Raw genomic sequence first — 26,663 nt, forward strand, 5'->3', positions numbered from 1 at the left:
GATGTCCTCGAGCCGGGCCATCATCGGCAGCGGGTTGTGCAGCGGCCGCTCGGCCCGCGTGATGGCCCGGGAGTTGGCTTTCGGGTGGGATGCCGGGTAAGTTCGTGGTGTCGGCCCGCCGAGTCTTGCCCCGGGCCGCCGGGCGCCCGGGATCCCTCCCGATGATGTGCCGTGTCTGTCCCAGAGGGCGATGCGATCCCCCGGCAAGACACTTCGAAGGAATTTTTCTTGACTTCAGCTTTCGTGCGCCTCGGCGTGCCCACATCTCTCTCCGATGTCCTCGCCGAGCGTGACATCACCGTGCCCACCCCGATCCAGGCGGCCACCCTGCCGGACTCGCTGGCCGGCCGCGACGTTCTCGGTCGGGGCCGCACCGGCTCCGGCAAGACGTACGCCTTCCTGCTGCCGACGGTGGCCCGGCTCGTCGCCACGCCGCGGAAGGCCCGTCCCAAGCGGCCGCGCGCCCTGGTGCTGGCCCCCACCCGTGAGCTAGCGACCCAGATCGAGGAGTCGCTCAAGCCGCTCGAAGCCGCGGTCGGGCTGACCAGCCGGACGGTCTTCGGTGGCGTCGGCCAGGGGCCGCAGGTGCAGGCCCTGGCCCGCGGCGTCGATGTGCTCGTCGCCTGCCCGGGCCGGTTGCTCGACCTGATGGGCCAGGGGGCGGTCAACCTCGACGGGGTCGAGATCACCGTCCTCGACGAGGCCGACCACATGGCCGACATGGGCTTCCTGCCGATGGTCCGCAAGATCCTCGACCGTACGCCCACGACTGGCCAGCGGCTGCTGTTCTCCGCGACCCTCGACAACGGCATCGACGTGCTGGTGAAGCGCTACCTGCACGACCCGGTGACCCACGAGGCCGACTCGCCGCAGTCCCCGGTGGCGACGATGGACCACTACGTGCTGCGGGTCGACAAGGACACCCGCGGCCGGGTGCTCGCCGATCTGGCCTCCGCCCCGGGGCGGACGATCCTCTTCACCCGCACCAAACACGGCGCCAAGCGGCTCGCCAAGCAGCTCGTCGACCGGGGCATCCCGGCCGTCGACCTGCACGGGAACCTCTCGCAGAACGCTCGCACCCGCAATCTGGCGGCGTTCGAGTCGGGCACCGTCGGCACCCTGGTGGCGACCGACATCGCCGCCCGCGGCATCCACGTCGACGACGTGGCCCTGGTCGTGCACGCCGACCCGCCGGTCGAGCACAAGGCCTACCTGCACCGTTCGGGCCGTACGGCGCGGGCCGGGCACTCCGGCACGGTGGTCACCCTGGTGACCCCCGACCAGCGCCAGGAGGTCCGCCAGATGATGCGCAAGGCCGGCATCACCCCGGAGGTGGCCGAACCGGAGAAGTCCGTGCTCGAGTCCCTCGCGCCGGGGGAGCGGGTGACCCTCAGCGTCGAGCAGGCCCGGGCCCTGGCGAACCCGCAGGCGGCGGCCGTCACGGCGTCGGCGGGCGCCACGAGTCCGTCCGGTGCCGAGCGAGGCCGCTCCCGTTCCGGGCGTGGTCGCGGTGGTCGGGGTGGATCGGGCCGCGGTGGATCCGGGGGTTCCGGTGCCGGATCGCCTTCGGCAACCGCCCGTACGACCACGACCCGGTCGCGCTCGCCGGAGCATGCCGAACGTCGCCCCGCCGCCGGTCAGCCGGCCGCTGCGCGCCCGGAGGGTTCCGGATCCCGACGTTCCGGGTCCGGGCAGGGCCGGCGCCGGCACCGCCATGCGGAGCGGCCCACCTCGCACGCCTGACCCGGGCGCAGCCCCTGCTGGGCATCCCGTCGTCGCGCGTAGGGTGACGAGCGCAGGGATGTCTCAGGAGGTCAGCATGAACGGGTTCGGCAAGGTCGTCATCCTCGGCACCGGGATCATGGGCAGGGCGCTCGCCGAGCGTCTGCTCGGCCAGGGTGTGGAGGTGACGGTCTGGAACCGTACGGCCGAGCGGGCCCTGCCGTTGGCCGAGTTCGGCGCGACGGTCGCCGGCACCCCCGCAGCGGCGGTCGTCGGGGCCGACGTCGTGCTGCTCACCCTGTTCGATGCCGAGGCCGTCGTGTCCGTGCTCGGCGAGGCCGCCGACGCCGCGCCGGTCGACGCGATCTGGGTGCAGCTGTCGACCATCGGCGTCGAGGGCACCGAGCGGGTCAGGTCGGTCGCCGCCGGGCATGGTCTGACGCTGGTCGAGGCGATGATGCTCGGCACCAAGGGCCCGGCCGAGTCGGGCACCCTGGTGCTGCTCACCGGTGGTGATCCGGATCGGCTCGCCGCCGTGGAGCCGCTGCTGGCCCTGGTCAGCCAGAAGCGGGTCAACGCCGGCCCGACGGTCGGTGTCGGCACCCGGCTCAAGCTCGTCTGCAACACCTGGATCGGCCTGCTGACCGCCGGCACCGGGCAGGCCTTCGCCATGCTGCGCGCCCTCGGTCTGGACGAGAAGCTCTTCCTCGAGGCGATCGCCGGTGGCCAGTCCGACACCCCGTACGCCCACGCCAAGGGCGCGCTGATGCTGGCCGACGACTACCAGCCCGCCAACTTCCAGCTGCGCGGGCTGCACAAGGACCTCGAGCTGGCCGAGGCGGCCACCGGGGACGCGGGCGCTTTCCCGATCCTCGACGCGGTGCGCGGGCTGTACGACCGGGCCGAGGACCACGGACTGGGCACCGAGGACATCGCCGCGGTCTTCCGCGTCCTCGCCTGATGGCGTCCCGGATGCTTCGCCCGCCGCGCCGACCCTGACTCGCGGGCTCTCCGATGTCGTGACCGTTGGCGCTCCCGTCGAGGTGGTGACGGCGGCAGGGCCGGTGGTCTGGTGAATCGCTCCAGGGCCTCGAGCTCGGTGGGCGACGGGATGGCTTCGGGCGGGACCCAGACCCGAGTGCCCCAGTTGTCGACCTCATAGTCGCGTCCGTAGGGGCTGCGCCAGAGCCAGTGGCCGGGGGCGGTCTGTCGGCAGCGCCAGCCGGCATGGGTCTTGGCGCGGTGCCCGGTCCGGCCCAGGGGGCCGAGGTTGGTGGGGCTGGTGGGTCCGCCGTGGTGCCAGGGGATGGTGTGGTCCAGGTCCGTGTGGCGGGCCCGGCGGGTGCCCCAGGGGAAGATCTCGTACGGATGGGCGAGGACGACCTGTTCGCGCATCCGGTCGGGGATCTCGTAGGCGTCGATCGGCTCGGAGTCGCGGTGATCGATCACGGTGGTGACCCGGACCGTGGAGTCGGCCAACAGGGCCCTCAGTGAGGTGACGGGGACGGCGCCGTTGCCTTCGAGGCGGGCCACGCCGTCGGGGCCCAGGCGGTCGGCGTTGACGTGCACGTAGAGCCGGACCGGAGGCTTGTACCGATTGCCGGTGGCGGTGTCACCGGCAAGCAGGGCGAGGGCCCGGTCAGGGACGGCGAGGATGCCCAGAGCGCGGGAGCGGCGTACGTCGAGGGCGTCGGTGTCCCCGCCCAGGTGCAGGCTGTGGGCGAGTTGAGCGATAGTCGCATCGAGCTGTTCGGCCTCGGGGGTCGCGAGGCGCGCGATCAGGGTGCGGATCCCGGCTTGGCCGGCTTCCTCGCGGACGACCCGGGCATAGCGGCCGGCTCGGGCACGTTCCTCCCGCTGGTCGGCGGCGACCGGGTCGGCGTTGACGATCTCGCCCTCGAGGAGGGCTTCGAGGCGGGGCCAGGACAGCGTCCCCAGGCCCGGGGCGAGGGCCCGGTCGATCCGCAGGGCCCGGGCCCGGTCCAGCCCGGCCCAGCGGACGGCCTGGGCGATCTTGCGGGCCTGCCAGACGGGGAGACGGCCGGCCATCACCGCGGCCCACATCCGCGGGTGGCGCCACCGGGCGGAAAGGGCGTCGGCGACCAGGCCACGGGCGGCGGTGTGGGAGGTGTGCAGCAGGGCGGCGATCTCCACCACGATGAACTCCGGGACCGGTGGGCTGCCGTCGCCGCCCAGGTCGACCAGGGCCTCCCGGCCGGGGAGGGGCTTCTGGTCGGGGAGGGGTCTCTGGTCGGAACGCGGGGCGGTCGCGGCGAGATTGGCGACGATCGCGAACTGGCGTGCCTCGGCGGTCGCGCGCAGGGTCCGCAGGGCGTCGAGCTCGTCGAGGGCGTCACAGACCGTGCCGGGTAACAACCGGTCCGGCGACAGCGTCAACGACGTGACGATATCGGCCGTCGTGGTCTCGACGGCCTCAACCGGCCCGGCATCAACCTCGACCCCAGCCGGGCCGAGCACATCGCCCCCGCCGGGCGCTTCATCGGCGGGCGCGTCATCGTCCGGATCGGGCGGTTCGAACAGTTCCTCCTGCATGACCACAACACTACGAGAGAGGTCAGACAATCGATCACCCGTACGATCCATCCCGGAAGTGCAGGGCACACCGACCCGCCCACCCGTCCTGGCACCATCACCTCGTGCCCGGATGCGCCGCGAAGAAGTCCCAGATCACCGCCGTGGCGTCCACGGCGGCCGAGGCGCCGCCGGAGCCGGTCGCGCCGCCATCGCCCGGCCCGGCGCTACCCGGCCATTCATGGCCCAGGCCTGCGACCGTCACCAACGTCACGCTGCGGCCGTCGGGGCAGGGGGCTGTCGAGGTGGTCACCGCGCCGGTGTTGGCGACGCTCGGCTCCGCGCATCCGTCGACCGTCCGCCACTCTGCCACCACGTCCGGCACCGGCGGCCCGTCGACATGGGCTCCTGCCGGGCCGTACGACCCGCCGGGTCCACCCTGGTACGGCACGATCGGGTCCGCGGTGCCGTGGACCGCCAGCACCGAGACCGGGGCCGCGCCGGAGCACTCCACCAGCCGGGTGGCAGCGACCGGGGCCACCGCCGCGAAGAGATCGGTCTCGCACGCCAGCCGGTACGTCATGATGCCGCCGTTCGACATCCCGGTCGCGTACACCCGGTGCGGATCGACCGGCACCCGGCGGCCGACCTCGGCCACCAGCGCGGTGAGGAAAGCCACGTCGTCGACCCCGTCGCGACCGGCCTGCCCGCAGCATCCGCCGCCCGCATTCCAGGAGCGGTGCAGGCCGTCAGGGAACGCCACGACGAACCCGCCGGCGGTGGCCCGGTCGTCCCAGTGGTAGGCCGTCTCGGCCTGCGCCCCGCTGCCGTAGCCGCCGTGCAGCACGACGACGAGTGGTGCCGGTCCGGTCAGCCCGGTCGGCACGAACAGTCGGTAGGTCCGGGTCACCCCTCCGATGCGGATCGACGCGGTGGTGGAGGAGGGGAGGTCGACCGGGCGGCAGCCGGTGAGCGCCAGGCAGGCGACCAGGAGGGCCAGCCCCCGGAGGGCCAGCCGCGACCGGAGCGGTCGGTGGCGGGGCGGCCGGAGCCGGCCGTGTCGCGGTGTCATGCCCACCATGGTGGCCGCGCGAGGGGCCGCCGTAACCCGGTCGCAAACTCGGGGTCTTTTGTGCCGGGCGCCGCAGGGTTAGCGTGGGCGATGTGACCGCCACCTCATCCTTTGCCCCGACCCCCCGAACGCTCGGTGAACTCCGTGCCTCCGGGCACCGCATCCGTGGCGTCCGTGAGGAGATCCGCGAGAACCTGCTCGACAAGCTCCGCCGCGGGGAGGACCCGTGGCCGGGGCTGCACGGTTTCCGGGACACGGTGCTCCCGCAGCTGGAACGCGCCCTCATCGCCGGCCACGACGTCGTCCTGCTCGGCGAACGCGGCCAGGGCAAGACGCGGCTGCTGCGGACCCTCGTCGGCCTGCTCGACGAATGGTCCCCGGTGATCGCAGGCTCCGAACTCGGTGAGCATCCGTACGAACCGATCAGCCCCGAATGGCGCCGCCGCGCCGCCGAACTCGGCGACGACCTGCCGATCGAGTGGCGCCACCGCAGCGAGCGGTACGCCGAGAAGCTCGCCACCCCCGACACCAGCGTCGCCGACCTGATCGGCGACGTCGACCCGATGAAGGTCGCCGAGGGCCGCCACCTGGGCGACCCGGAGACCATCCACTTCGGCCTGGTCCCGCGCAGCCACCGCGGCATCGTCGCGATCAACGAGTTGCCCGACCTGGCCGAGCGGATCCAGGTTGCGCTGCTCAACGTGATGGAGGAGCGCGACATCCAGATCCGCGGCTACGTGCTGCGCCTCCCCCTCGATGTGCTGCTGGTCGCCTCCGCCAACCCCGAGGACTACACCAACCGCGGCCGGATCATCACCCCGCTCAAGGACCGCTTCGGCGCCGAGATCCGCACCCACTACCCGACCACCCTCGACGACGAGCTGGCGGTCATCCGCCAGGAGGCCCACCTGGTCGCCGAGGTGCCCGAGCCGGTGCTGGAGATCGTCGCCCGCTTCACCCGCTCGCTGCGCGAGTCCGCCGCGGTGGACCAACGCTCCGGGGTGAGCGCCCGGTTCGCCATCGCCGGCGCCGAGACCGTCGCCGCCTCCGCCCTGCACCGCGCCACCGTCCGCGGCGAGGACCGCGCGGTGGCCCGCTGCGTCGACCTCGACACCGTGGTCGACGTGCTGCGGGGGAAGATCGAGTTCGAGACCGGCGAGGAGGGCCAGGAGACCGAGATCCTCTCCCACCTGCTGCGCACCGCGATCGCCGCCTGCGTCCGGGAGCGGCTCCGGGGCATCGACCTCGGCCTGCTGGTCACCGCTCTGGAGCAGGGGCGTACGGTCGCCACCGGCGTCCGGATGACCGCTGAGGAGTTCCTCACCGGGCTGCCGGCGCTCGGCGAGTCCACCCTCTACGACCAGATCGCCCAACGCCTCGGGGCCCGCACCCCCGGTGAGGTTGCCGGCGGCGTCGAACTCGCCCTCGAGGGCCTCTACCTGGCCCGCCGGATCGGCAAGGAATCCGGCGGCGGCGAAGCCCTCTACGGCTGATGACAGGGATGAGGCCGCGATGAGCCGCTACACCCGCTACGCCGGCGGCGACCCGCTCGCCCCGCCGGTCGACCTGGCCGACGCCCTCGCCTCGATCGGCGAGGACGTGATGGCCGGCTGGTCACCCGAGCGGGCGATGCGCGAATACCTCCGCCGCGGCGCCAAGGGCACCGGCGGCCAGCAGCGGACCGGTCTCGACGACCTCGCCCGCCGGGTCGCGCAACGCCGCCGGGAACTCCTCGACCGGCACTCCCTCGACGGCACCCTGCAGCAGGTCCGCGAGCTGCTCGACAAGGCGGTGCTGGCCGAGCGCAAGCAGCTCGCCCGGGACCCGATGATGGACGAGGGTGACCGAGCGTTCCGTCAGCTGCAGCTGGACGACCTGCCGCCGGCCACCTCCGCCGCGGTCCAGGAGCTGTCCTCGTACGACTGGCAGAGCAGCGAGGCCCGCGAGGCGTACGACCGGATCAAGGACCTGCTCGGCCGTGAGCTGCTCGACCAGCGGTTCGCCGGGATGAAGCAGGCGCTGGAGAACGCCACCGAGGAGGACCGCGAGCGGGTCGGTGAGATGCTCCGCGACCTCAACGAGCTGCTGGAGAAGCACCGCCGCGGCGAGGACACACGTGCGGACTTCGACGACTTCATGGCGAAGCACGGCGAGTTCTTCCCCGAGCAACCGAAGGACATCGAGGAACTGCTCGACGCGCTGGCCGCCCGCAGCGCCGCGGCACAGCGGATGCTCAACTCGATGAGTCCGGAGCAGCGGGCCGAGCTGATGCAGCTGTCGGCACAGGCCTTCGGCTCGCCGGAGCTGATGGACCAGCTCGCCCGGATGGACGGCAACCTGCGGTCACTGCGTCCCGGGGAGGACTGGACCGGCTCCCAGCGGTTCCAGGGCGAGGAGGGGCTCGGCCTGGGCGACGGCACCGGGGTGCTGCAGGATCTCGCCGACCTCGACAACCTGGCCGACCAGCTCGCCCAGTCCCGCGAGGGCTCCCGGCTGGACGACGTCGACCTCGACGCGCTGGCCCGCCAGCTCGGTGCCGAGGCCGCCGTCGACGCCCGCGCCCTGGCCGAACTGGAGCGGGCGCTGCGGGACTCCGGCTACCTGAAACGGGCCCCCGAGGGCGATCTGCGGCTCAGCCCCCGGGCGATGCGCCAGCTGGGCCGCCAGCTGCTCCGCGACGTCGCGACCCGGTTGGCGAGTCGGCAGGGCCAGCGCGACGCCCGGAAGGCCGGCCTGCTCGGCGAACCGACCGGGGCGTCCCGCGGGTGGGAGTTCGGCGACATCGAGCCGTGGGCCACCGCCCGGACCGTCACCAACGCCGTCGTCCGCACCGTCGCCGCTGGCGGGTCGGTCGCCGACGGGGTGCGGATCACCCTGGACGACATCGAGGTCACCGAGACCGAGGAGCGCACCCGGGCCGCGGTCGCACTGCTGGTCGACACCAGCTTCTCGATGGCGATGGACGGCCGTTGGGTGCCGATGAAGCGTACGGCGCTGGCCCTGCACCACCTGCTGCGGACCCGCTTCCGCGGCGACCTGCTGCAGGTGGTCGGGTTCGGCCGGGTCGCCACGGTGATGGACATCGAGCAGCTCATCGGCCTGGACAGCCAGTGGGAGAAGGGCACCAACCTGCACCACGCCCTGCTGCTGGCCAACCGCTTCTTCCGCAAGCATCCGGACGCCCAGCCGGTGCTGCTGATCGTCACCGACGGCGAGCCCACCTCGCACCTGGAGGCGAACGGCGAGGTGTGGTTCGACTACCCGCCGCACCCGCTGACCATCGCCCGGACCGTGCAGGAGCTGGACGCCTCCCGCCGGCTCGGCGCGCAGACGACGTTCTTCCGGCTGGGGGACGACCCGGGGCTGGCCCGTTTCGTCGACTCGATGGCCCGCCGGGCCGACGGCCGTACGGTCGCCCCCGAGCTGGACGACCTCGGCGCGGCGGTGGTCGACAGCTACCTCGGCTCGCGGGCGCGGCGCGCCGGGCGTGCCGGTGCCGGTGGGACGGATCCGTTCGGGGAACGGTAGCCGGCCGGGACCGGGCCACCCCCAGAATTGGGGTGGTACGCCCCCGGCCCCGGATGGTGCCATAGCAGTGGCCGATGGCCCCGGCCTGATCTGGGGGGAGTCAGGCGCGGGGGCCGTCGGCCGGCCCGTGGGGGCGAGCCCGCCGGCGACGAGTGACGGCCGGCGAGGGGTGACGGAGGTGGCGGTGCGGGATCGGTTGGGCGTCGTCGCCGGGCTGCTCTGCGGGGCGATCATCCTCGCCGGCCTGCCGGTGGTGACCTGGGCCAGCGGGGACTGGCTCATCGCCGCCGGGTGGACGCCGGTCGCCCGCAACCGGATCCAGTGGCCCTCGATGATGCTGCTGGGACCGTACGGCCCGCTGATGACCGGCGTCCTGCTCGGCTCCGCCGCGGCCGGCGGGTGCTTCCTGCCGCGGCTGCGGGTGGTGGCGTCCCGCCGTGCCGCCGTCGCCCTCGCCGTGGCCGTCTGCTGTGTGGCCCTCACCGCCGTCCCACCACTCGACACCCCGGCGGCCTTCCCGCTCGTCCGGCTGCACAACGCCGCCTACCTGGGCCTGCTCGTCGCCTGGGCGGCCTTCCTGGTGCTCGGCTGGACCGACATCCGGGGCAGCACCCGCCGGGGCACCCCGGTGCGGCCGGCGGTCCGCCGGCTCGCTCTCTGCTGCCTGGTCCCGGTGCTGGTCGGGACGCTCCTCACCGCGCTGCCGGCCACAGGGCAGCTGGCCCGTTATCTGCTGCTGTTCCCGATGGCGGCCTGGATCGGTGGTGTCGCCTGGCTCACCAGAGGCGTCGTCCGTGCCTAGCGCGGTGGACACGACCGGCGCGGTGGACAATACCGACATGACGCGCATTCCCCGCCCGAGGAGCCCGCTGCCGCGTCTGGTCACCCATCTGCTGGGTCGTACCGAGCCGGAGCGGGTCGAGCGGGGCATCGTGATCGTCTTCGCCGCGCTGCGGATCGGGCTGATCGCGCAGCTGTCCATCGTGTGGTGGTTCCAGCTGGGTTCCCCGGAGATCCCGACCGCGGTGCTGCCGGTGACCACCGCGGCGATCCTGTTCTCGGTGGCCTTCGTCGCCTCCGCGCTGCGCCGCCGCGAGCTGCGCTCGACCGTCTGGGGGCTGACCGACCTGATCACCGGCTGTCTGGCCCTGGTGGTGACCAGCCAGCTGATCCCCCGGCACCTGCAGGTGGGGTCCTGGCTGCACTGGGCACCGGGCTACCTGGAGCAGGTGGTGGCCTTCGTCGCGGGCTGGTTGCGGTCGGTCCGGGGTGCCTTCCTGGTCGGTGTCGGTGTCGGACTGCTCTACCTGGCGTGCACCATGCCGGGCACCGACCAGCCGGTCGCGGTGCTGGTCAACGTGCTCAACTATCCGATGTTCGCCACCGCCGCGGCGCTGTTCGGCCGCTACACCAGGCGCCTCGCCGCGGGGGCGGAGGAGAACCGTCGCCGGGCCGAGGAGAGCCGGGCGCAGGCCCGGGAGGCCGCCGCCGCCCTCGAACTGGCCCGCTACTCCTTCCACGTGCACAACGCCACCGGTCTGCTCGAGGCGTTCGCCCGGGCCGATCTGCAGCCGGAGCTGATGCCCTCGCTGCGCCGGCAGGCCGCCGAGGAGGCGAACCGGCTGCGCTACGAGGTGCTCCGCGGGCCGCAGCGCGGCACCGCCGAGGACGGGCCGATCCTGCTGGAGAAGGTGGTCTGGGAGGCCACCGCCGGGTTCGGGCACCTGCCGCTCGAGCTGTCGCTCGCGCTGGGCCGGACCGCCCCGCTCGCCCGGGACCACGCCCGGGCCCTCAAGCAGGCGCTGATCGCGCTGCTCTACAACGTCCAGCTGCACGCCCGGGCCTCGACGGTCACCGTGCACGCCGACCGGCGGGATGACCGGTGGGAGGTCACCGTGACCGACGACGGTGTCGGCTTCGATCCCAAGCCGGAGCACTACGGTTTCGGCCTGGCGCTGCAGGTGGTGGACTCCCTGCAGCGCCATCAATTGACGGTCTCGATCACCTCACACCCCGGGGAGGGCACATGCACGACGATCACCGGCCCGACGGCGACCTGACCCGACTGTCCGGCACCCAACCGTCGGACACCCCACCGACGGTCGCGGTGGTGGACGACGCGGCGCTGATGCGCCGGCTGTTCCAGTCGGCGTTCCCCCGGCTCGACGTGGTCGGGACGTACGCCTCGGTGGACGAGCTGCTGGCCGCCCACCCGACCGCCGACCTGGTAGTGCTCGACCTGCTGCTGTCCACCAGCCTCCAGTCGGAGGGGGTGCTCCAGGGCCCGGCGGCGATCCGGGCGCTGACCGGGAGCGGCTATCCGCGGATCTGTCTCTACACCGACGAGCGCCGCCCGCTGGTGCTGGCCCACTGCCTGTCCGTCGGCGCGTCCGGCTTCGCCCGCAAGAGCGACGACTTGGAGGTGAGCGAGGAGGCGTTCCTACGGGTCGCCGCCGGCGACACCGTCATCGCCCGCTCGATGGTGGGGCTCGCCGAGCTGCTGGCGCGCCGCGGCAGCCTGCCCGAACTCACCACCCGGCAGAGCGAGGTGCTCGCCGCGCGATCCCGCGGGGAGAAGTGGGAGGCCATCGGCCGTCGCCTGGGCATCTCCACCGACACCGCGCGGGGTCATCTGGAGAACGTGATGACCAAGATGGTCTGGTACCTGCACGACGCCGGCGTCGACCCCGACGCCCCGCCCGCGGATGTCGAGCGGGCGCTCGGTCTGGCCCCCGGTGACCTGATGGACCCCTCGTCCTAGGCGTCCTGGGGAGAAGCCTCCTGGGGAGAGGTGCGGTACTGGTCCCGCAGCGTGTAGAGGATCAGGCCCACGCCCACGCAGCCGGCCACCAGGGTGAACACCCAGCCGACGTACGGCAGCGCCATCGCCACCCCGAGGATCGCCGCGCCCAGCGCCATCAGGCCGACCGGATGCCCCTTCCCGCGGAGCACCTCCCGGCCGATGATGTACGCGGCCAGCGGTCCGGCCAGCAGGGCGGCGAAGGCGAATCCGGCCACGATCAGCGCGCCGAGCGCGGCGCCGACGATCAACACCAGGGTCACCAGGACGATCGGTAGCACCACGACCGCTGCCAACAGGCCGATCAGCCCGGGGATCGCCAGTCGCCGGACCGGCACCACGGTGGTCGCCCGGGCCACGTACCTGGGCAGCAGCAGGATGACGGCGAGCGCCAGCACCTCGAACGCGATCACGCCGTACGCCGCCGCCCCGAACCGCTGCGCCACCGTCGGCCCCTTCCGGGTGGTCGGCGGAGGAGTGGTCCGGACCACGTCGCCGTTGACCGTGCCGGGGGCGATCGTCGCGTCCTGCGCGCTGGTGTAGTGCACGTGGCCGTCGATCGAGGCTCCCGGGGTCACTGTCAGGGTGGTCACCCCGCCGTCGACGTCGCGGCCCACGGTCCCGGAGACAGTGGCGGTGTTGGCTCCCAGTAGGGCGTCGCGGGCCACCTGGCCGGCCACCTGGACGCTGTTGCCGGCGGCGGTGAGGTCGGTGCCGACCCTCGCGCCCGGCGACACGGTCACGGTGTTGCCGGCCAGGGTGGTCCCACCACCGGTGCTGGCGCCGGTCGTCACGGCGTTGCCGGCGAGGCGTACGGACCCGCCGACGGTGCCGGTCACCGTGACGCTGCTGCCGGCACAGAGCACGTCACCGGTCACGGTGCCCGCGACGACGACGGTGGTGCCGGCGCAGAAGAGGTCGCCGTCGATGCGGCCGTTGACGGTGACGACCTGGCCGGTGAGGTAGGCCGAGCCGTCGACGACCTGGCCGTCGGTGACGGTGGGGGAGCTGCCGGACTCGAAGAGGCCGGCAGCGAAGGCCGGGCTGGCCACGGCGGCCAGCAGCAGGGCGATGCCGAGGATCGCCGGCACGAATCGGGGAAGACGGGCGGAACGGGCAGTGGGCTTCATGGCAGACACTCCACGGTGCTGGGCTGGCCCCGCGCTGCGGGGAGGGCTCCCCGCCCGGGGAGCCGATGCCTCCACTCTAGGCGGCGGCAGGTGCCCCTGTGGGGGGATGCGGGCCAACCCACACAAATAAGCATGAGTTATCGATTGAGTCGAGATTACTTATGTGAGTTCGGGTGGTGCTGGCCTCGATGGAGATCGGAGCATGCCCGATCAGTGCCCGGTTGTCCGATGACCTACTGGGTGGGGAGATCCGCGTAGCGGCGCGCTCTGATGGTGGATCCTGGGCCGTCGAAGGAAAGTACTGGATGACTGATGTGTCTGTTTATGTTGGATAAATGTTAGTTTGTGTCGACTCAGAGATCACATAGTGAGAAACGCAGGTGATCGGGTGCTCTTGACAAACACAAACGGGCGGCGGAGTCTGGTGATCACGATCAATGTCGATCCTGTCCGTCTCCGTACGGGCAGCCATACCAACGGAGTTGAGATGTCTTTCGCTCTCCCCGACGCACGCGTCAACAAGAACCTCGAAGGTCACGGGTTCCGGGCAACGGTGCAGAAGTTCGGTGGGTTCCTCGCCGGGATGATCATGCCGAACATCGGTGCGTTCATCGCCTGGGGCCTGCTGACCGCCTTCGTCATCCCCACCGGCTGGACGCCGAACGCCGACTTGGCCAAGATGGTCGACCCGATCATCACCTACCTGCTCCCGCTGCTGATCGGCTACACCGGTGGCCGTACGGTGCACGGCCAGCGCGGCGCCGTGATCGGCGCCATCGCGACGATGGGCGTCATCGTCGGTTCCTCGGTCCCGATGTTCCTCGGCGCCATGATCATGGGCCCGCTGTCCGCCTGGATCCTGAAGCAACTCGACAAGCTGATCCAGGACCGGATCCCGTCCGGCTTCGAGATGCTGGTCGACAACTTCTCGCTCGGCATCCTCGGCATGCTGCTGGCCATCGTCGGCCGGTTGCTGATCGAGCCGGTGGTCACCACGCTGGTCGGCTGGATGGCCGCCGGCGTGGCCGTCCTGGTCGCCAACCACCTGCTGCCACTCGCCTCGATCCTGGTCGAGCCGGCCAAGGTGCTCTTCCTCAACAACGCCGTCAACCACGGCATCCTCACCCCGCTCGGCATCGAGCAGGCCAAGAGTGCCGGCAGCTCCATCCTGTTCATGGTCGAGTCCAACCCCGGCCCCGGCTTCGGGCTGCTGCTGGCGTACTGGATCGCCGGCCCGAAGCTGATCCGCGGGTCCGTCCCCGGCGCCATCATCATCCACCTGTTCGGCGGCATCCACGAGATCTTCTTCCCGTACGTGCTGATGAAGCCGAAGCTGATCGCCGCCACCATCCTCGGCGGCATGTCCGGCGTGTTCGTCGGCAGCCTGCTCGGCGCTGGTCTGGTCGCCCCGGCCTCGCCGGGGTCCATCCTCGCCTGGATGGCCGTCACCCCGCGCGGCAACTACCCGGCCAACCTGGCCGACTTCGGTGTCGCCACGGTGGTGTCCTTCCTCGTCGCCTTCCTGCTGCTCAAGGCGGAGCGACAGTCCGACGTGCCGGCCGAGGAGGCCGAGGTCGAATCGCCGGAGGATGCGGCCGTGGTCGCTGCCGGGGCGGCCGCTGCCGGCCCGACGATCAGCGGTCGGGACGTACGCCAGGTGGTGATCGCCTGTGACGCCGGCATGGGGTCCAGCGTGATGGTCGCCAGCGCGATGAAGAAGCAGCTCAAGCCGTACGGTGTGGACGTGATCCACACCCCGGTGAACGAGATCCCGGCGGACGCCACGGTGGTGCTCACCCAGGAGGGTCTCGCCGAGCGGGCCCACCGGCAGGTGCCGACCGCGGCGATCGTGCCGTTCAAGGTCTACATGGGCGATCCGGCCTTCGCCGCGGTCGAGCGGGCGATCAAGGCCGGCGCACCGATCGGGCCCGACCTGCTGACCGCTCCCGCCACGGCCTCCGTCGCCAGCGCCGTAGCCGCCCCGGCGGTCGGCGCCGCCGCGGCCGGGGCAGCGGTGGCGGGCGCGGTCACCGCCACCCGTCCTCGTCGTCGGCGCAAGCAGCTGCCCTCCGACGTCCTCACCGCTCAGGCGATCCGACTCGGGCTGCCCACCCGGACCAAGGATGAGGTGATCCGGCTCTGCGGCGAGACCCTGGTCGGGGTCGGCGCCACCGATCCGGCCTACACCGACGCGATGTTCGCCCGTGAGCTGCAGGTGTCGACCTTCATGGGTAACGGCTTCGCCATCCCGCACGGGACCAACGAGGCCCGGGCCCACGTCCGGAAGGCCGCGCTCGGCTTCCTCCAGTTCCCCGAGGGGGTCGACTGGGACGGCCACACGGTCTACGTGGCCATCCCGATCGCCTCCAACACCGATGAGCACGTGGGGATCCTCGGCGCCCTCGCCGGCGTGCTCGCCGACCCCGCCAGTGCGGAGAAGCTGCGTACGGCGACCAGTCCCGATGAAGTGATGGAGCTGCTGGCTCCGGAAGAAGGAGAGTGAACCAGATGAAGGCGTTGCGCTTCTACGCCCCCAAGGACGTCCGGGTCGAGGACGTACCGGAGCCCGTCTGCGGACCGAACGAGGTGAAGATCAAGGTCAAGAACTGCTCGACCTGCGGCACCGACGTCAAGATCTTCAACAACGGGCACCCGAACATCACCGGGACCACCACGATGGGTCACGAGGTCGCCGGTGAGGTGGTCGAGGTGGGCGCGAACGCACGGGGCGGCTTCCGGGTCGGCGACCGGGTGCAGTCCATCGCGGCCGTCCCCTGCGGTGAGTGCTACGAGTGCAGGAAGGGCTGGATGGAGGTCTGTCAGAACCAGACCTCGGTCGGCTACCAGTACGACGGCGGCTTCGCCGAGTACATGATCGTGCCCGAACAGGTGCTCAAGGTCGACGGCCTCAACCGGATCCCTGACGGTGTCGGCTACGACGAGGCCTCGGCGGCCGAGCCGTTCGCCTGCGCCATCAACGCCCAGGAACAGGTGGGCATCGAGGAGGGCGACTTCGTAGTCGTCTTCGGCGCCGGCCCGATCGGCTGCATGCACACCCGGATCGCCCGCGGCGTGCACCGGGCCGGCACCATCGTGCTGGTCGACATCAACGCCGAGCGGCTGAAGATGTCGGCCGACGCCGTGCACCCGGAGGTGACCGTCGACGCCTCCACCGAGGACGTCGTCGCCAGGGTGCTGGAGCTGACCGGTGGCCGGGGGGCCGATGTGGTGATCACCGCCACCCCCGCCAACGTCACCCAGGAGCAGGCGGTCGCGATGGCCGCCCGCAACGGCCGGATCTCCTTCTTCGGCGGCCTGCCGAAGACGAACCCGACGATCACCCTGGACTCCAACCTGGTGCACTACCGCCAGCTGCACATCCACGGTGCCAACGGGTCCTCGCCCGATCACAACAAGCGGGCGCTGGCCTACATCGCCTCCGGCCAGGTGCCGGTGAAGGACCTGATCACCGCGCACCTGCCGCTGGACCGGGTGCTCGACGCCTTCGAGATCGTCCGCAAGGGCGAGGCGATCAAGGTCACCGTCGAGCCCTGATCACCCCGCCGTCGGCGGCCGGTCCGGGAGTCAGGCCAGCGCCTGCAGCGCTTCCAGCGAGGCCCTGGCGGAGACCACCGGGCCGCCGTCGACCGGCGGCTCGCCGTCCAGCATGATGTCCTGCTCCAGGACGTAGTAGCCGTCGAACCCGGCCTCGTCCAGGGTCTTCACGATGCCGGCGAAGTCGATGTCACCCTGCCCGATGGGGGCGAACATGCCGCCCTTCACCCCGTCGGACCAGGACAGCTCGCCCGGCAGCAGCTTGTCGGTCAGCTCCTTGTGGACGTCCTTGGCGTGCACGATGGCGACCCGGTCGGCGTACTCGCGGGCCAGCGCGGCGACGTCGGCACCACCGGCGGCGAGGTGGCCGGTGTCCAGGCACAGGCCGACCGCGGAGTGGTCGAGCACCCGACGGACCTCGTCGACGTTCTGCACCATCGTGCCCCAGTGCGGGTGGATGCAGGCGGTGACGCCGGCCTCGGCGCACACCTCGCTGATCCGGGTCAGGTTGGTGAAGAGCGTCTGCCAGCCCTTCTCGTCCAGCACCGGGCGGTCGTCGTACCCGTCCCGGCCGGAGTCGGCGGCCAGGATCAGGTACTCGCCGCCGGCGACGGCGAAGGCCTCCAGTTCGCGGCGGACGGCGGGGATCGGGTCATGCTCCGGGTCGTGCATCACGGCGAGGAAGAACGAGCCGACGGGCTTGAGCGCGTAGCCGGCCACCGCCTCGGCCCGGGCCTGGGGCGCCTCCGGCAGCCAGCCCTGCGGGCCGAACTCGGTGGCGGTGAGGCCGATCTCCTTCATCTCGGTCAGCACCCGCTCCGGGGTCATCTGGTATCCCCAGCCGGGGACCTCGCACACGCCCCAGGTGATGGGGGCTCCGGCGATCTTCATGGTCTGCTCCTTCGCAGTAGTGGTTCGTGAGGGGTGGGGTGGGATCAGAGTCGTACGGTGGCGCCGGTGCGGGCGGACTCGCCCGCCGCCTCGGCGATCCGCAGTGCCTCGACCCCGTCGTCGACGGTGGGGGAGACGGGGCGGCCCGCGGTGACGGCGTCGATGAACGCGGTCAGCTCGGCCCGGTAGGCGTCGGCGTAGCGCTCCAGGAAGAAGTCCAGGTACGGGGCCTTCGCGTCGGAGGCCTCCCGGGTGGACACCTGCAGGGTGGTCGGGCGCTGGTTCTCGGCCAGGATCGCACCGTCCGGCCCGAACGCCTCCAGACGCTGGTCGTAGCCGGTGGCGCAGTGCCGGGAGTTGATGATGGTCGCCGCCGCCCCGGTCGAGGAGCGCAGCACGATCACCGCCCCGTCGAAGTCACCGGTGTCGGCGAGCTCCGGGTCGAGGTGCTGGCCGGTCGCGGTGACCTCGGCGACGTCACCGAGGAAGAACCGGGCGGTGTCGAAGTCGTGGATGGTCATGTCCTTGAAGATGCCGCCGGACTGGGCGAGGTACGCCTTCGGCGGGGCGGCCGGGTCGCGGGAGATGATGGTGAGCTGTTCCAGCGGGCCGATCGCGCCCTCCTCGACCAGCGCGCGGGCCCGGGCGAAGGACGGATCGAAGCGCCGGTTGAAGCCGAGCATCACCGGGACGTCGGCCAGCTCGGCGAGCCGGCGCTGCAGCTCCTCGGCATCGGCCAGCTCCATCGCGACCGGCTTCTCGCACAGCGCCGGCTTGCCGGCCTGCACCGCGGCGAGGATGTGCGGCACGTGCAGCGGGGTGGGGGAGCCGATCACCACCGCGTCGACGTCCTCGGCCGCGAACACCTCGGCCGCGTCGGTGCAGGCGCGGGCACCGTACGTCGCGGCGACCGCCTGCCCGGCGGCGACCACCGGGTCGCAGACCAGGGTCAGGGTCGCCGCGGGATGGGCCGCGATGGTTCGGGCGTGGACCTGGCCGATACGGCCGGCCCCGATCAGAGCGAAACGCAGTGCAGTCATGCCTGTTCCTCATCACCGGCGGACCGGCTTCACTGCCGGCCTCAGGAAGCCAGTTCGATTCAACAGACAGGCCGGAGCACTGTCAACCAAATGTCAGAACAAAACGTTTCGGAATGCGACAATCGGGCTCAGCGCGCGACCAGGGTCAGGTCGAAGGAGTACAGCGTGGGCCGGTAGACGTGGTTGCCGTACTCCACCACCCGTCCGGCGCTGTCGTACGCGGTCCGGCTCATGGTGAGCAGCGGCGCGCCGACCTCCTCGGTCAGCAGCTCTGCCTCCTCCGCCGTCGCCGCCCGGGCGCCGATCACCTGTTTGGCGCTGGCGATGTGGATGCCGTGCTCGTTGAAGCACCGGTAGAGCCCGTGCTCGTTGAGGTCGGTCCAGGAGGGGGCCAGGTCGATCGGGATCAGGTTGGTCAGCACCGCGAGCGGCCGGTTGTCCGCCGAGCGGAGCCGGGCGATCCGGACCACGCCGGTGCCGGGCTCGACCGCCAGCCGGTCGGACTCCTCCTCGTCGGCCTCGTGCACGTCGTACGCCAACACCTTCGTGGTCGGCGTGAAGCCCTCCCGGGTCAGGTCGTCGTAGAGCGAGGTGAGCTCGATCGGCCGGTGCACCTGGGGTGGGGTGACCGTCGTGCCGACCCCGCGCCGGCGGGTCAGCAGCCCGCGGTTGACCAGCTCCTGCATCGCTCGGCGCGCGGTCGGGCGGGAGACGTCGAGGCGCTGGGCCATCGAGATCTCGTCCTCGATCCGGGCGCCCGACGGCAGCTCGCCGGAGAGGATCGCCTGCTCGATCGGCTCGGCGATCTGCCTGTACAGCGGCTCGTCGGAATCGCGGTCGATGACGATGGTCGGCTCGTAGTAGTCGCTCATGGTCGTCCTTGTCCGTACGGCGTTCCAGGGTATTGCTAGGCCCCACTCTAGCGGTTGATGACAAGATTGGGTCTTTGTGCGGACAAAGTGTTGACCTTGTTCGTTCCATCGGGCAGACTGAGGACAGTCCCAAAGGAGAGGCAGGCAGCAGTGGACACGTCAATGTCAACAGTCCCTGACGTCCTCACCATCGGTCGGAGTGGTGTGGACATCTACCCGTTGCAGATCGGCGTCGGACTGGAGGAGGTGGCGTCGTTCGGGAAGTTCCTCGGCGGCTCACCGACGAACGTCGCCGTCGCCGCTGCTCGGATGGGTCACAGCGCCGCGGTGGTCACCGGCGTCGGTGACGACCCGTTCGGCCGGTTCGTCCGCCAGGAGATGGCCCGGCTGGGGGTCGATCCCCGCTACGTGGTCACCAACCACGACTACAACACCCCGGTCACGTTCTGTGAGATCTTCCCCCCCGACGACTTCCCGCTCTACTTCTACCGATCGCCCTCCGCCCCCGACCTGAACATCCGGCCCGAGGACATCCCCGAGGCCGCCGTCCGGGAGGCGAAGATCTTCTGGATGTCGGTCACCGGCCTGTCGGTCGAGCCGACCAGGGCCGCCCACCACCGGGCGATGGACCTGCGCGGCCGGACCCCGCTGACCATCCTCGACCTGGACTACCGACCGATGTTCTGGGCGAGCGAGGAACTGGCGCACGCGGAGGTCGAGCGGATGCTCGGCCTGGTCGACATCGCCGTGGGCAACAAGGAGGAGTGCCGGATCGCCGTCGGCGAGACCGAGCCCGAGCGGGCGGCCGACGCCCTGCTGGAACGCGGCGTCGAGATCGCCATCGTCAAACAGGGCCCGCGGGGCACCCTGGCCAAGACCCGCGACCAGCGGGTGGTCGTGCCGGTCACCCCGGTGGAGGTCTGCAACGGCCTGGGCGCCGGTGACTCCTTCGGGGGTGCACTCTGCCACGCCCTGCTGGAGGGCTGGGATCTCGCCCGGGCGGTCTCCTTCGCGTCCACCGCCGGCGCGATCGTCGCCTCCCGGCTGGAGTGCTCCACCGCGATGGCCACCGAGCAGGAGGTCCTCGACCTGATGGCCGCCAATCCCGCATCCGCCCCGAAGGTCGAGGTCCTGTCATGACACTGATCGAGAAGCTCACCGAGATCCGCTTCCACGACCCGCTGGCGGTCCGCCGGGCACTGGCCGAGCGGCCCCGCGGTGCGCTGCCGCAGGGCGGCGCGAAGCTGATGATCATCGCCTGCGACCACCCGGCCCGCGGCGCGCTCGGCGCCGGCGCGGACCCGATGGCGATGGCCTCTCGGGAGGAGGTGCTCGCCCGCTGCGTCGAGGCGCTCGGCCGCCCCGGGGTGAACGGCTTCCTCGGTTCGGCCGACATCATCGAGGACCTGGCCCTGCTCGGCGCCCTGGACGGCAAGCTGGTCTGGGGCACGATGAACCGGGTCGGCCTGCAGGGTGCGTCCTTCGAGATGGACGACCGGTTCAACTGCTACGACGCCCGCGGCATCGGCGAGGGCGGGCTCGACGGCGGCAAGATGCTGCTGCGGATCGACTACACCGACGCCGGCAGCGCCGCCACCCTGACCTCCTCGGCGCACGCCATCGACGAGCTGGCCGACCGCGGCCTGACCGCGATGGTCGAGCCGTTCATCTCCACCCGCCGGGACGGGCGGGTGGTCAACGACCTGACCCCCGACGCGGTGATCCGGTCGATGGCGATCTCCTCGGCGCTCGGTCGTACCTCGGCGTACACCTGGCTGAAGCTGCCCTGCGTCGACGAGATGGAACGGGTGATGGAGGCCACCACGCTGCCGTCGTTGATCCTCGGCGGCGAGGTGCCGGACGACCCGGAGGCCGCGCTGTCGGGCTGGGCCACCGCGCTGTCCCTGCCGAACGTCCGCGGCCTGGTGATCGGCCGCTCGCTGCTCTTCCCGCCGGACGGTGATGTCGCCGGCGCGGTCGACAAGGCGGTGGGGTTGCTGTGAGCGACAACGACCGGTACGTCATCCGGGCCGGGGAGACCGCCCACGAGGCGTACGAGACAGACCTCACCGTGGAGCGCGCCGGCTGGGACTGGTGCTCGCTGCGGGTCCTGGCGCTGCCCGCCGGCGGCCGTCAGGAGGTCTCCACCGGGGAGGCCGAACTGCTGGTGCTGCCGCTGTCCGGCGGCTGCCGGGTGGAGGTGGGCGGGGAGTCGTACGACCTCGCCGGCCGCCCCGAGGTGTGGACCGCCGTCACCGACTACCTCTACCTGCCGCGGCACACCACCGTGGTGGTGTCGAGTGCGGAGGGCGGCCGGTTCGCGCTGCCGGCGGCGAAGGCCACCGCCGACCTGCCGGTGCGCTACTGCCCGGTGGGCGAGGTGGTCAGCCAGCTGCGCGGCACCGGCGACTGCTCCCGCCAGGTGAACAACTACGCGCTCGGCAACGCCGTGCCGACCTCCCACCTGCTCGCCTGCGAGGTGCTCACCCCGGGCGGCAACTGGTCCTCGTACCCGCCGCACAAGCACGACGAGCACACCGAGGTGGAGCGGATCCTGGAGGAGATCTACTACTACGAGGTCCGCCCGGCCGCGAACGGCACCACCGGGATGGCCCTGCAGCGGATCTACCCCTCGCCGGGCAAGCCGATCGACGTCTGTGCCGAGGTGCACAGCCGCGACATCGTGATCATGCCGTACGGCTACCACGGTCCCTCGGTCGCCGCCCCCGGCTACGACCTCTACTACCTCAACGTGATGGCCGGCCCGGCCGAGGACTCGACCTGGCTGATGACCGACGACCCGCATTACACCTGGCTGCGCCAGGAATGGCAGACCGGTGAGGTCGATCCCCGGCTGCCGATGACCCCCCTGAACCCCGAGGAGTGACCATGGACACTGTTGTCAACCGGACCGTACGACTCACCGTCGGACAGGCCATCATCCGCTTCCTGGTCAACCAGTACGTCGAGCGGGACGGGGTCGAGGAGCGGTTCGTCACCGGTGCCTTCGGCATCTTCGGGCACGGCAACGTCGCCGGGATCGGCCAGGCGCTGCTGCAGAACGAGATCGACCCGGAGCCGGACGGCGGCGCCATGCCGTACTACATGCCCCGCAACGAGCAGGGCATGGTGCACGCGGCGGCGGCGTACGCCAAGGCGACCAACCGGCTGCGGGCGATGATGTGCACCGCCTCGATCGGCCCCGGCTCGCTCAACATGGTCACCGGCGCCGCGCTGGCGACCACCAACCGGCTGCCGGTGCTGCTGTTCCCCTCCGACCAGTTCGCCACCCGCTACCCCGACCCGGTGCTCCAGCAGCTCGAGGACCCGACCACCCTGGACATCTCGGTCAACGACTGCTTCCGGCCGGTGTCGCGCTTCTTCGACCGGATCAACCGCCCCGAGCAGCTGCTCCCCTCGCTGCTGAACGCGATGCGGGTGCTCACCGACCCGGCCGACACCGGGGCCTGCGTGATCGCGCTGCCCCAGGACGTCCAGGCCGAGGCGTACGACTTCCCGGTCGGGCTGTTCGACCGGCGGGTCTGGCACGTCCGTCGCCCGGTGCCCGAGCCGGCCGCGCTGGAGCGGGCCGCCGCGCTGATCCGGGCCGCCCGGCGCCCGCTGGTGATCGCCGGCGGCGGGGTGATCTACTCCGAGGCGGCCGAGCAGCTGCGGGCCTTCGCCGCGGCCACCGGCATCCCGGTCGGTGACACCCAGGCCGGCAAGGGTGCGATCAACTTCGACCACCCCTGCGCCGTCGGCGGGGTCGGATCGACCGGCGGCGACTCCGGCAACCACCTCGCCGACAAGGCCGACCTGGTGATCGGCATCGGCACCCGCTACTCCGACTTCACCACCGCCTCGCACACCCAGTTCAAGCACCCCGACGTCCGGTTCGTCAACATCAACGTGCTCGCCTTCGACGCCGCGAAGAACTCCGGTGAGATGGTGGTGGCCGACGCCCGGGAGGCGCTCACCGCGCTCACCGCAGCCCTGGCGGGTCACCGGGTCGACGAGGCGTACGCCGCCGAGATCGCCGCCGAGAAGGCGGCCTGGGCGCAGGCGACCGAGCAGTGCTACCACCTCGGCCACGGGCCGCTGCCCGCCCAGACCGAGGTGTTCGGCGCCCTCAACGAGCTGCTCGGCGACAACGATGTGGTGATCAACGCCGCCGGCTCGATGCCGGGCGACCTCCAGGCGCTGTGGCAGGCCCGCACCCCGGTGCAGTACCACGTCGAGTACGCCTTCTCCTGCATGGGCTACGAGATCCCGGCCGCGATGGGTGTCAAGCTGGCGCTGCCCGACTCCGAGGTGGTGGCGATCGTCGGTGACGGCACCTACCAGATGCTGCCGATGGAGCTGGCGACCATCGTCCAGGAGGGCCTGAAGGTCATCTTCGTGCTGCTCCAGAACCACGGCTTCGCCTCGATCGGCGCCCTGTCGGAGTCGCGTGGCTCGCAGCGCTTCGGCACCCGCTACCGGGCCGGCGGCGGGCACAAGCACACCGAGGACGGGCCCTACCTGCCGGTCGACATCGCCGCGAACGCGGAGTCCTGGGGTCTGCAGGTGCTGCGCGTGCACACCATCGACGAGTTCCGGGTCGCCTACCGCGAGGCGGTGGCCGGCGACCGGGCGGTGATGATCCACATCGAGACGGACCTCTACGGGCCCAACCCGCCGGCCTCGTCCTGGTGGGACGTCGCCGTCTCCCAGGTCTCGCGACTCGAGTCCACCCAGCAGGCGTACCAGGAGTACGTCGCCGCCAAGCAGCTCCAGCGTCACTATCTCTGAACCGAAGGAAACGAAGGAGTATCCCATGAAGACGATCGAACAGTGGATCGACGGCGCCCCGTACCACGGCGAGCCCGTCCGCCGGGTCCCGGTCGAGAACCCCGCGACCGGCCAGACCGAGGCCGAGCTGCTCGAGGCCTCCCCGGCCGACGTCGACCACGCCGTCCGGGTGGCCCGGCGCGCCCAGCTCAGCTGGCGCAAGGTGTCGCTGGCCAAGCGGATGGACATCATGTTCCGGATGCGGCAGCTGGTCCTCGACCACTCCGACGAGATCGCCACGTCCATCGTGAACGAGCACGGCAAGACGTTCTCCGACGCCATCGGCGAGATCCAGCGCGGCCGGGAGACCCTCGACTTCGCCTGCAACATCGCCGCAGCGTTGAAGGGCGAGATCTCCTACGACGTCTCCACCGGCGTCGACGTGCACACCCTGCGCCAGCCGGTCGGCGTGGTCGCCGGCATCGGCCCGTTCAACTTCCCGGTGATGGTGCCGATGTGGATGCACCCGATCGCCATCGCCACCGGCAACGCCTTCGTGCTGAAGCCGCCGTCCCCGGCGCCGACGGCGTCGATGATCATCGCCCGGCTGTACAAGGAGGCCGGCCTGCCCGACGGCGTCTTCAACGTCGTCGCCGGGGACCGGCACGTGGTGACCGCGCTGCTGGAGCATGACGGGATCGACGCGGTCTCGTTCGTCGGCTCCACCCCGGTGGCCGAGATCGTCCAGGAGACGGCGACCCGGCACGGCAAGCGGGTCCAGGCCCTCGGTGGTGCGAACAACCACGCCATCGTGCTGCCGGACGCCGACCTCGACCACGCCGCCCAGCACATCGCCGCGGCTGCCTTCGGTGCCGCCGGCGAGCGCTGCATGGCGCTGCCCGCGGTGATCGCCGTCGGCGGGATCGCCGAGGAGCTGGCCCGGAAGGTCCGCGAGCACGCCGGGGCGTACGTGGTGGGCTCCGGCTTCGCGGCGGAGACCGACCTCGGCCCGGTGATCTCCGCCAAGGCCAAGGAGCGGATCACCGGGCTGATCGACGACGCCGAACAGCGCGGCGCCGAGATCGTCCTGGACGGCCGGGGCGCCACGGTCGCGGGCTTCGAGGGCGGCCACTTCCTGGCCCCCACGGTGATCGCCAAGGTGCCGCTGGACGCCCCGGTCTACACCGAGGAGATCTTCGGCCCGGTGCTGACGATCGGTGAGGCGGCGACGTACGAGGAGGCGATCGCACTGGTGAACGCCCAGCCGTTCGGCAACGGTGCGGCGATCTTCACCCGCGACGGGGGAGCGGCCCGCCGGTTCGTCCTCGACGTCGAGGCGGGCATGGTCGGCGTCAACGTGCCGATCCCGACCCCGGTGGCGTACTACTCCTTCGGCGGCTGGAAGGACTCGCTGCTCGGCGACACCCACATCCACGGGCCCGAGGGCGTGCGGTTCTGCACCCGGGCCAAGGCGGTGACCGAGCGGTGGCCCGGTGACACGGTGCACGCCGCCACCACCTCCTTCGAGCGGGAGTCCTGACGTGTCGGACGCGGGGATCAGCAGCAGGGCCCGCGTCGGCGTGGGGGTGATCGGTCTGGGGTGGATGGGGCGGGTCCATGCCCGGGCCTACCGCGGGGTCACCGAGTACTTCCCCGACCTGGGGGTGGGGCCGCGGCTGGTGTCCGCCGCCGACGGCGAGGTGACGGCCCGGCTCGCCGCCGTCGGGGTGATGGGCTTCCAGCGCGCCACCCCGGACTACCGGGAGGTGCTGGCGGACCCCGACGTCGACGTGGTGTCGATCTGCGCCCCGAACTTCCTGCACCACGAGATGGCGCTCGCCGCCGTGGCGGCCGGCAAGGCGTTCTGGATCGAGAAGCCGATGGGGGTCTGCGCGGCGGAGTCGCGGGAGATCGCCCTGGCCGCCCAGCGGGCCGGCCTGGTCACCGCGGTCGGGTTCAACTACCGCCACACCCCGGCGGTCGAGCGGGCCCGGACGCTGATCCGCTCCGGCCGGCTGGGCCGGATCACCAACGTCCGTGCCTGGCTGATCGCCGACTACGCGTCCTCCCCGGAGGGCCCGCTGACCTGGCGCTACGAGCGGGCCCGCGGCGGCTCCGGGGTGATCGGCGACCTGCTGAGCCACGGCGCCGACCTGGTCCAGTACCTCGTCGGCCGGATCGCCGCGGTCTCCGCGGTCTCCCGGACCTTCATCCCCGAGCGGCCCATCCCGACCAGGGCCGGCGTGGGGCACACCGGCTGGGAGGTCTCCGACCGCAAGGGCCCGGTCGAGAACGAGGACTGGGCGGCCGCGTTGATCCGCCTCGACGACGGGGTGGTCGGCACCCTGGAGGCCTCCCGGGTCAGCGTCGGCCCGCGGGCCGAGTACGTGATCGAGGTGTACGGCACCGAGGGCTCGCTGCGGTGGAACTTCGAACACCTCAACGACCTCGAGGTCTGCCTCGGCCGCGACCAGGAGCTCCAGGGCTACACCCGGGTGATGGCGGGTCCGGACTTCCCGGAGTTCCACCGCTTCCAGCCCGGTGCCGGCGTCCCGACGGGTTTCGACGACATGAAGACCATCCAGGCCGCTCTGTTCCTGCGCTCGTATGCCACCGGTGAGCAACTGGCTCCCTCGGTTGCCGACGGCTGGGCCGCCGCCGAGGTCGACGAGGCCGCGGTGGCCTCCGGTGCCGACGGTCGGTGGCACGACGTGCCCCGGGTCGACGGCCTCACCACCTACGACAGCTGAT

General features: G+C 71.6%; 20 protein-coding genes. 15 read left to right on the forward strand and 5 right to left on the reverse strand.

Translation table 11 applies throughout. The features are described 5' to 3' along the window. The first annotated feature begins 228 nt into the window (after window positions 1-228). Together R0145_RS01465 and R0145_RS01470 are read left to right on the forward strand one after the other, a co-directional pair. On the forward strand, window positions 229-1,743 hold the full coding sequence (locus R0145_RS01465) for a DEAD/DEAH box helicase (RefSeq protein ID WP_317838666.1): 1,515 nt from the start codon (window positions 229-231) through the stop codon (window positions 1,741-1,743). A gap of 76 nt (window positions 1,744-1,819) precedes the next feature. Continuing rightward, complete coding sequence (locus tag R0145_RS01470) at window positions 1,820-2,683, forward strand: NAD(P)-dependent oxidoreductase (protein ID WP_317838667.1); 864 nt, start codon at window positions 1,820-1,822, stop codon at window positions 2,681-2,683. A 1,689-nt stretch (window positions 2,684-4,372) separates the two neighbouring features. On the opposite strand, the gene R0145_RS01475 is transcribed toward R0145_RS01470, so the two are convergent. Further along, window positions 4,373-5,326, reverse strand: coding sequence for an alpha/beta hydrolase family esterase (locus R0145_RS01475; RefSeq protein WP_317838668.1), 954 nt, complete (start codon window positions 5,324-5,326; stop codon window positions 4,373-4,375). Window positions 5,327-5,418: 92 nt separating this feature from the next. Between R0145_RS01475 and R0145_RS01480 the strand changes: the two genes are divergently transcribed. The 5 genes from R0145_RS01480 to R0145_RS01500 all read left to right on the forward strand — a co-directional run bounded on the left by R0145_RS01480 (window position 5,419) and on the right by R0145_RS01500 (window position 11,615). Continuing rightward, a complete protein-coding gene (locus R0145_RS01480; RefSeq protein WP_317838669.1) occupies window positions 5,419-6,819 on the forward strand; it encodes a sigma 54-interacting transcriptional regulator in 1,401 nt (466 codons plus the stop codon). 19 nt (window positions 6,820-6,838) lie between these two features. Next, the gene (locus R0145_RS01485; protein ID WP_317838670.1) at window positions 6,839-8,854 is read left to right on the forward strand and encodes a VWA domain-containing protein; all 2,016 of its coding nucleotides are present in this window, start codon (window positions 6,839-6,841) and stop codon (window positions 8,852-8,854) included. Window positions 8,855-9,038: 184 nt separating this feature from the next. Continuing rightward, a complete protein-coding gene (locus R0145_RS01490; protein ID WP_317838671.1) occupies window positions 9,039-9,656 on the forward strand; it encodes a hypothetical protein in 618 nt (205 codons plus the stop codon). Between the two features lie 37 nt (window positions 9,657-9,693). After that, window positions 9,694-10,914 carry an ATP-binding protein gene (locus tag R0145_RS01495; protein WP_317838672.1) on the forward strand — a complete coding sequence of 407 codons (1,221 nt, stop codon included), beginning with the start codon at window positions 9,694-9,696 and terminating at the stop codon, window positions 10,912-10,914. Next, entirely contained in the window at window positions 10,881-11,615 is a 735-nt protein-coding gene (locus R0145_RS01500) for a LuxR C-terminal-related transcriptional regulator (RefSeq protein WP_317838673.1), read from the forward strand. The genes R0145_RS01495 and R0145_RS01500 overlap by 34 nt, the downstream gene beginning before the upstream one ends. On the opposite strand, the gene R0145_RS01505 is transcribed toward R0145_RS01500, so the two are convergent. Beyond that, on the reverse strand, window positions 11,612-12,784 hold the full coding sequence (locus tag R0145_RS01505; protein ID WP_317838674.1) for a hypothetical protein: 1,173 nt from the start codon (window positions 12,782-12,784) through the stop codon (window positions 11,612-11,614). The two genes, R0145_RS01500 and R0145_RS01505, sit on opposite strands and share 4 nt — an antisense overlap. Before the next feature lie 487 nt (window positions 12,785-13,271). Between R0145_RS01505 and mtlA the strand changes: the two genes are divergently transcribed. Both mtlA and R0145_RS01515 read left to right on the forward strand, forming a co-directional pair. Further along, complete coding sequence (mtlA, locus tag R0145_RS01510; RefSeq protein WP_317838675.1) at window positions 13,272-15,287, forward strand: mannitol-specific PTS transporter subunit IIC; 2,016 nt, start codon at window positions 13,272-13,274, stop codon at window positions 15,285-15,287. Between the two features lie 5 nt (window positions 15,288-15,292). Next, window positions 15,293-16,339 carry a zinc-dependent dehydrogenase gene (locus R0145_RS01515; protein WP_317838676.1) on the forward strand — a complete coding sequence of 349 codons (1,047 nt, stop codon included), beginning with the start codon at window positions 15,293-15,295 and terminating at the stop codon, window positions 16,337-16,339. Between the two features lie 30 nt (window positions 16,340-16,369). Here the strand turns inward: R0145_RS01515 and R0145_RS01520 are convergent, their stop codons facing one another. From R0145_RS01520 to R0145_RS01530, 3 genes are all read right to left on the reverse strand, one after another. After that, window positions 16,370-17,230: a sugar phosphate isomerase/epimerase gene (locus R0145_RS01520; RefSeq protein ID WP_317838677.1), complete on the reverse strand. Its 861-nt coding sequence runs from the start codon at window positions 17,228-17,230 to the stop codon at window positions 16,370-16,372. A gap of 44 nt (window positions 17,231-17,274) precedes the next feature. Continuing rightward, a complete protein-coding gene (iolG, locus tag R0145_RS01525) occupies window positions 17,275-18,270 on the reverse strand; it encodes an inositol 2-dehydrogenase (protein ID WP_317838678.1) in 996 nt (331 codons plus the stop codon). A gap of 128 nt (window positions 18,271-18,398) precedes the next feature. Continuing rightward, window positions 18,399-19,142 (reverse strand): GntR family transcriptional regulator, encoded by a 744-nt coding sequence (locus tag R0145_RS01530; protein ID WP_317838679.1) that lies wholly within the window; start codon window positions 19,140-19,142, stop codon window positions 18,399-18,401. Window positions 19,143-19,304: 162 nt separating this feature from the next. Between R0145_RS01530 and iolC the strand changes: the two genes are divergently transcribed. From iolC to R0145_RS01560, 6 genes are read left to right on the forward strand one after another with little or no spacing between them, the layout of a single operon-like run. Further along, on the forward strand, window positions 19,305-20,282 hold the full coding sequence (gene iolC / locus R0145_RS01535; RefSeq protein WP_317838680.1) for a 5-dehydro-2-deoxygluconokinase: 978 nt from the start codon (window positions 19,305-19,307) through the stop codon (window positions 20,280-20,282). Beyond that, the gene (locus R0145_RS01540) at window positions 20,279-21,145 is read left to right on the forward strand and encodes a deoxyribose-phosphate aldolase (RefSeq protein ID WP_317838681.1); all 867 of its coding nucleotides are present in this window, start codon (window positions 20,279-20,281) and stop codon (window positions 21,143-21,145) included. The genes iolC and R0145_RS01540 overlap by 4 nt, the downstream gene beginning before the upstream one ends. Then, window positions 21,142-22,029, forward strand: a complete 888-nt coding sequence (gene iolB, locus R0145_RS01545; protein WP_317838682.1) for a 5-deoxy-glucuronate isomerase — start codon at window positions 21,142-21,144, stop codon at window positions 22,027-22,029. Before R0145_RS01540 ends, iolB begins: the two co-directional genes overlap by 4 nt. Window positions 22,030-22,031: 2 nt before the next feature. Then, window positions 22,032-23,933 (forward strand): 3D-(3,5/4)-trihydroxycyclohexane-1,2-dione acylhydrolase (decyclizing), encoded by a 1,902-nt coding sequence (gene iolD / locus R0145_RS01550; protein ID WP_317838683.1) that lies wholly within the window; start codon window positions 22,032-22,034, stop codon window positions 23,931-23,933. Window positions 23,934-23,958: 25 nt separating this feature from the next. Further along, window positions 23,959-25,452, forward strand: a complete 1,494-nt coding sequence (locus tag R0145_RS01555; RefSeq protein WP_317838684.1) for a CoA-acylating methylmalonate-semialdehyde dehydrogenase — start codon at window positions 23,959-23,961, stop codon at window positions 25,450-25,452. A 1-nt stretch (window position 25,453) separates the two neighbouring features. Then, entirely contained in the window at window positions 25,454-26,662 is a 1,209-nt protein-coding gene (locus R0145_RS01560) for a Gfo/Idh/MocA family oxidoreductase (RefSeq protein ID WP_317838685.1), read from the forward strand. Window position 26,663 lies beyond the last annotated feature (1 nt).

Origin of the sequence: Raineyella sp. W15-4, assembly GCF_033170155.1 — a bacterium.
Classification (GTDB): Bacteria; Actinomycetota; Actinomycetes; order Propionibacteriales; family Propionibacteriaceae; genus Raineyella.